We start from the raw sequence: 5537 nt of genomic DNA on the forward strand, positions 1-5537 counted from the left end.
CCTTTTGGTATAGGGCTGGCGGGTACGGGCGCTTGCTTGATGTTAGCTTGCGTCCCTTGAGTTTCACACTGGTTGCAGCTGTATTTTAACCTAATGTGCTCAATGACTTTGATTTGAGCAGGAATGAATTTAAGTTTTTCACTGCGATCTTGTCCCATTAACGTCAGCGGCTCGCCGCAGCAATCACATTGTTTTTCTTCGTCGCTAATATCATGTACTATGATTTCGCGCGGTAAGTCTTTAGGCAAAGGTTGACGCTTAGGGCGTTTTTTAAGGGGCGCTGGTACTGCATCAGTACTCGATTCAACAGGCTCATTATCAACGTCATCAACTGTTGCCTCAGCTTCATTAAATAACTCACCTTGGTGATCATGATGCTCGCTACTGGCACCAAAACGCTTTTGTTGTGCAAGGCGGAATTGCTCAAGTAACCGCTGCACAGATTGTTTCAGTGCAGCGATTTCAGCATCTTTAGCCGCAAGCGTCTCAAGCAATAATTGCTTAAGAGCATCAATATCATTGGGTAAATTATGGGGTGATATTTTCATGGCATTATTATACCAAAAAGCAGGGTGAACTAGGGCAGTTGATTGATCTGATTATGAGAAGTTGCATTCATAATCACGATCAATCAACTGTAACTCAAGCCGTTAATATGCCGATGTCCCAATACATCGAAGCCAGATAGAAGCCAATGAAACTGCTGTTCAGATAAGCACATACACTCCTCTTCGCTCTGTGTTGGCCACTTGAATTTAGCTTGTTCAAGGCGCTTGTACCAAAGTGCAAAACCGGTGTTATCCCAGTAGAGTATTTTTAATTTATCACGGCCTTTATTACAAAAGACAAACACGCTGCCATCGGTAGCTTGTAACGACAATTGCTGCTCAACGATGATAGCTAAGCCATTTATTGATTTACGAAAATCAACGGGCTGTTGATGTAGATAAACACTCGGGAGCTGTTGGAACATTAACATTTTTGTAAGCCCGCTATGATTTCAAGGAGATAGCTGGCAGGTAAGGCGCAAGGAAAAGTCCATAACCCCGTTTGATGCTGCAAGCAAATCGAATGTTGCGGTGCAGTTTCGCTTGATGCAGCTAGACTTGCTTGCACAAAAGGCGAGCCTGCTTGTTGCTTAGGTTTATTGGCTTTACGGGCATAAAAAGTACTGGTACTCACTTTATGTTGGCGGCAAAAATCGCCAATGGTTAAGCCACTCTCGCTCTGTTGTGCTATTAATTCAATCCACTCTTCATGAGAACGTTTAGTCATGTTAACTCCTGATGTGATAGTCAGACGTTAAAATAAGGGATCAATGAACGCAGTTGAAGATGTACTTGCTCGGACGGTTACTTTGGAAGTGAAATCTTGCTCTGATAAAAGCCGAGTGATCTTGTCATTACTGACCTCACCTTCGACCATGGCTGACAGACCTGTCGCCGTCGCAGCACCAAAGGTGCTCAGAAAATAGTCAGCGTATAAATCAAGGTTAGATTTTTCATCAGGCAAGAATACCAGATATGGTTTGCGTAACATCAGTTAAGTAAAATAGTATGGGCTCGCCTTCGTACAGCGGGTTTAAGGTGATTATTGTAAAGCTGTTCAAGTGTTAAAATCTCATATTTATTAAGGTGATTGACATAACGTATTGGGATCATGAGTGTTTAGCCGCAATTAAGTCATATTATCGACAGTGTCGATTTTACTTCTTTAAAATTGCAAGATTATTGTTTAGCTACTTATATTGATTGCTTACATTGCTATGTCTTCTTTAAAACTGAGTCATTATTGCAGAGATTAGTGCTGGATTTGCAGGAATGTAAAATATTCGCATTTCGACCAACAAGAAAAGCAGAAAAGCCAGACAAATTCAAGGGCATTTATAAACCTGTAATGAGTTCCGTATCTAAGTGATAAATATCGGGTCTCAACTGCAGTTTTCCACTATTATCCACCCAGGCTGTCAGATAGATAATAAATACCAGCATAGGATCTGACAATGACACATACTTTGTATTTAATCCATTCAGTGCTCTTCGTATCTCCTTAGCCTCATTCTTAGTCGACAGAATGTATTCGGAGAGTGCTTGTGCTTTTTCTAGACGAATACAACCATGACTCAGTGCTAGGTTCTCACCCTCAAATAATTTTTTTACCGGCGTATCATGAAGGAAAATTGACTTAGTGTTGGGTATGGTAAATCTCAGTTTGCCTAAGGCATTTTTTTCCCCTGGACTCTGTACTAAACGATACCTTTTCAGCAGGCCTGTGAGTTGCTTAGAAGTAACATTGCTAAGTTTAACTACTGATCTAAGATTCTTCCCCACTGGATGTAATTCAAATCCTTTATGGTTTAAGTAACCTGGTTTTCGGCTATTGAGGGGAAGTAATTCTGAACGAATAATGTTTATAGATGGAGTCCAGTAAGGATTTATAGTTATTCCAGTTATCTGGGTCAATAGCACAGGAGTGGGAGAACTAGGCTTGCCAACAATTACCTTCATGGTCAAATCAAGTTCGCCAAGCACGTACAGTTCTAAAGTGTAATCGGGAATATTAATCTTAATATATTTGTCTGGGGGGCTCGATGGCAGCATGATCCAACGCCACAAATTCTGTTGCATCTGAATCACTCTTTGCTTAGGAGAGATGTTTAATGCCAATACAGTAGGCTCATCTAATGTGCCGTTAACCGTCAGGCCATGTCGGCGTTGAAAAGATTTAATGCCGTGGATAACCACAGGGTCGTAGATGGACTTCCGATAAATAGTCAGCTCGCTTTTTTTTATATCCCCTAAGACCGTTAACATCCACCGTAAGCGTAGCACTTTCTTTGAACTCTGACCCAGTTTAAAGTGAACCAGAGTCATTGACGGCCAATCGAGATCCAGTTGAGTTTTATATACTCGGATCATGTGCCGAATTTTTGAAACCTCATCATAGGTTGGTAAAATACGATCTATATAGGCCGATAACTCGCCATTTTTAATGACTTCGAGCAAGTTAGCTCTCTCATTACTAGCGTCTCTTCCCTTAACAAAACTGATACGTTCTAACAGATCCAACAAAGCGCTTGAATATAGCCTATCCTTAAGCCTGATATCTAGATCTTTATATAAGCCACTACCAATATCAGTATAGATGCCAAGATCATCTAAGATCCCTATTAAGACCATTGCGTTTAGACTTATCCCTTCCTCATCCAGCCAGATTAATTCATGATCTACGCCTTCATACAGCAAATCTAACTTCAGTAAATCATGCTGGATTTTTCTGGCTTCTATATCGGTAGTAAGTCCTAGGAGAAAAACAAGAGAGCCTACGAATAAAGGCCATAATCTCATATATATCCCTGCTAAAGAAATGGGTATAAATTTACGAAAAAGAATGATGAAGCACTTACGCATTGACAAGTATTAAATAATCGTCCGCAAGCGACCGAGTTTAGAAGAGCCAAAATCGATCTGAATTTTTCTATTCTTAGCTCTAAGTCAATCAATAGCCTTTGAACATCCCCACGAATAGCCTCTTCATTTGCGTTACCAATTGTTTCAACAAAGTAACTTTGACTCCAAAGTTTACCATCCTAAAAATAGCACATTTTGATATCAGAATAGCATTTGAAAAATTCTAGGGCTGAGATACTTTTTATCACCTGCATTATGACTTGGTGACACCTTAGGCTCACTTCTTACAATCATATAAATATAATTTTCGGTGATTTCCAATTCAATGATACCAATGTTGTAATCAAAACCCACTTTATAAACAATTCCTTTTATCGCTTGGTAAGGCTCTGTAAACACTTTTAATTAAATGATGTGTTTATGCATTATATCAATGCCTTATTAGTTTTCATCGTTCTGGGGTTTTCGTGTATATCCTTAACCTCTATTACACCGATGCGCAGGGTGTCTATCTCGTCAATGCGTAAGTCCTATGATGATAGGACAATAATATTGCCAACTATGCCCCATCCGGTCAACGGATAGCGGACAGCGGACAGCGGACAGTAATTAGACTAACTACCTTAACTTTTAGTACAAAATCCAAGCATAAACAAGTGGACGTGGAAAAAAGGTTCTTTCCACTTTCCTTTTGGTCAGATCTCTCACATTCTGTAGCCTTGTATGTAGATCCAAGGTCAATCTTTGAAACAGCAACTCTTTTCTTGTGAATCCATAGCAGCGTCTTTTCACTACTTTTATTTTATTATTAAGCCCTCCAACAAAGCCACTATTTTTCAAGCGTTTCAATAAACGTATTAAAACACTTCAAGTCACTTTTTTTGACTTGAGTGGTCCATCTGTCAAGTTTAGCTATCGCCGATTTTCGTTTACAATGGGTATTGAATATTTAGGTTAACTTTAATGTATGCTTATGGGCTTCTTTTAATGATAGTGAGTCTTGATAAAGCAGCGTAAGTTTGCCTTTATCTGTTTTCGTTAAACACTCATACTGTTTACGTAAGATCCACATCATATCTTTTAATTTAGCGTACTCATCAGCGGGTAATTCAAATTTTAGCCTTGTCATTTACTTGATTCTTAAATCATCCAATCCCCCTAAAATATAAAGAATCCATCCTTATCTTTTGCACTGATAATGGCTATGAAGTCTTTAAATCCTTTGCGGTTACTAATCTCATCAATATCAATGGTATGTAAATCACTACAGTTATTCCAATTTATAGAGTCACCTATTCTATGAGAATATATCATAGAATAGGTGACTCTAGGCTATACGCTCTTTGCGCGCAACATCTTGGCTACCTGACTTCCATACCAACAGAAAGTAGAAAGAACCAGAATTCTTCGATCAACTATGCCAATACATACTATAATACTAAAGTGCAACTGAATTAACGAAACACTCTAATTAACTAAGTTAAATTTAAACTAGTAGAGATAAAATTATGGATGTTTTAGTAATCACACACAATGCCGTTGTCACTAATCTAATCGGACAATTAAAAGTTAAAGATCTACAAGGTAATATAAGAGATTTATCCATTGGAGATATAGTCAAGGAAGGGGAGCAACTTATTTTTTCCCCCAATACTAAATTTGATCTGCGAACGGAAAATAATCATTACATAAATGAACAAGGTCAATTTATTACAGACCCTGTAGACATTGATGACGAAACACCTGCGATACAAACCCAGACACCATCAGGGGATAATTCCACACTTGATTCACCTGATGCTGTTGAAGGTGGTTTTGACTTTATTACAGTAGAACGTCAGGCTAATGAGACACGTGCAGAAAGTGGCCATGATACCAAAGGATTCCAAATAACAACACCTAGTATAGCAAAAATTAAAAACAACGAAGATCCACTATTTATTAATAACTTCATCGATGAGAATGAAATAATAAACGTCCCTGAAGACGGTGGCGCCTATATAGGCAATGTCATCAATACCGTCAGCCCCGATGGTCCCATCACCGTGGTGAGCTTCAGTATTGCCGATCAAGCTGGGCCATTTGTGTTAAATCAGGCGATAACCATCACTGATGATAACGCACACG

At 39.0% G+C, this 5537-nt stretch carries 8 protein-coding genes; 2 read left to right on the forward strand and 6 right to left on the reverse strand.

The window, feature by feature from the left end; genetic code table 11:
- The 3 genes from L2764_RS25465 to tnpA form a co-directional block, all read right to left on the reverse strand.
- On the reverse strand, positions 1 to 515 hold a 515-nt coding region (locus tag L2764_RS25465; RefSeq protein WP_446539689.1), incomplete at its 3' end, for an IS66 family transposase zinc-finger binding domain-containing protein.
- A gap of 116 nt (positions 516 to 631) precedes the next feature.
- A complete protein-coding gene (tnpB, locus tag L2764_RS25470) occupies positions 632 to 973 on the reverse strand; it encodes an IS66 family insertion sequence element accessory protein TnpB (RefSeq protein ID WP_248943165.1) in 342 nt (113 codons plus the stop codon).
- Positions 973 to 1275 carry an IS66 family insertion sequence element accessory protein TnpA gene (gene tnpA, locus L2764_RS25475; RefSeq protein WP_248943166.1) on the reverse strand — a complete coding sequence of 101 codons (303 nt, stop codon included), beginning with the start codon at positions 1273 to 1275 and terminating at the stop codon, positions 973 to 975. The genes tnpB and tnpA overlap by 1 nt, the downstream gene beginning before the upstream one ends.
- Positions 1276 to 1318: 43 nt before the next feature.
- Here tnpA and L2764_RS25480 point away from each other — a divergent pair, with 43 nt between their 5' ends.
- Positions 1319 to 1474, forward strand: coding sequence for a hypothetical protein (locus tag L2764_RS25480; RefSeq protein ID WP_248943167.1), 156 nt, complete (start codon positions 1319 to 1321; stop codon positions 1472 to 1474).
- Positions 1475 to 1883: 409 nt separating this feature from the next.
- Here the strand turns inward: L2764_RS25480 and L2764_RS25485 are convergent, their stop codons facing one another.
- From L2764_RS25485 to L2764_RS25490, 3 genes are all read right to left on the reverse strand, one after another.
- Positions 1884 to 3347, reverse strand: coding sequence for a L,D-transpeptidase family protein (locus tag L2764_RS25485; RefSeq protein ID WP_248943168.1), 1464 nt, complete (start codon positions 3345 to 3347; stop codon positions 1884 to 1886).
- 693 nt (positions 3348 to 4040) lie between these two features.
- Positions 4041 to 4259, reverse strand: a complete 219-nt coding sequence (locus L2764_RS28420; RefSeq protein ID WP_376708500.1) for a transposase — start codon at positions 4257 to 4259, stop codon at positions 4041 to 4043.
- 100 nt (positions 4260 to 4359) lie between these two features.
- A complete protein-coding gene (locus tag L2764_RS25490) occupies positions 4360 to 4539 on the reverse strand; it encodes a transposase (protein ID WP_248943169.1) in 180 nt (59 codons plus the stop codon).
- Between the two features lie 379 nt (positions 4540 to 4918).
- On the opposite strand from L2764_RS25490, the gene L2764_RS25495 reads away from it, so the two are divergent.
- The coding region (locus tag L2764_RS25495) for a hypothetical protein (protein ID WP_248943170.1) at positions 4919 to 5537 on the forward strand (619 nt) is incomplete at its 3' end.

This window comes from Shewanella surugensis (genome assembly GCF_023284005.1).
GTDB lineage: Bacteria > Pseudomonadota > Gammaproteobacteria > Enterobacterales > Shewanellaceae > Shewanella > Shewanella surugensis.

Excerpts from the sequence above, each read along its gene's own strand:
- tnpB (WP_248943165.1), bottom strand. The coding sequence starts at position 973 with ATGTTCCAACAGCTCCCGAGTGTTTATCTACATCAACAGCCCGTTGAT.
- tnpA (WP_248943166.1), bottom strand. The coding sequence starts at position 1,275 with ATGACTAAACGTTCTCATGAAGAGTGGATTGAATTAATAGCACAACAG.
- L2764_RS25480 (WP_248943167.1), top strand. The coding sequence starts at position 1,319 with ATGAACGCAGTTGAAGATGTACTTGCTCGGACGGTTACTTTGGAAGTG.
- L2764_RS25485 (WP_248943168.1), bottom strand. The coding sequence starts at position 3,347 with ATGAGATTATGGCCTTTATTCGTAGGCTCTCTTGTTTTTCTCCTAGGA.
- L2764_RS25490 (WP_248943169.1), bottom strand. The coding sequence starts at position 4,539 with ATGACAAGGCTAAAATTTGAATTACCCGCTGATGAGTACGCTAAATTA.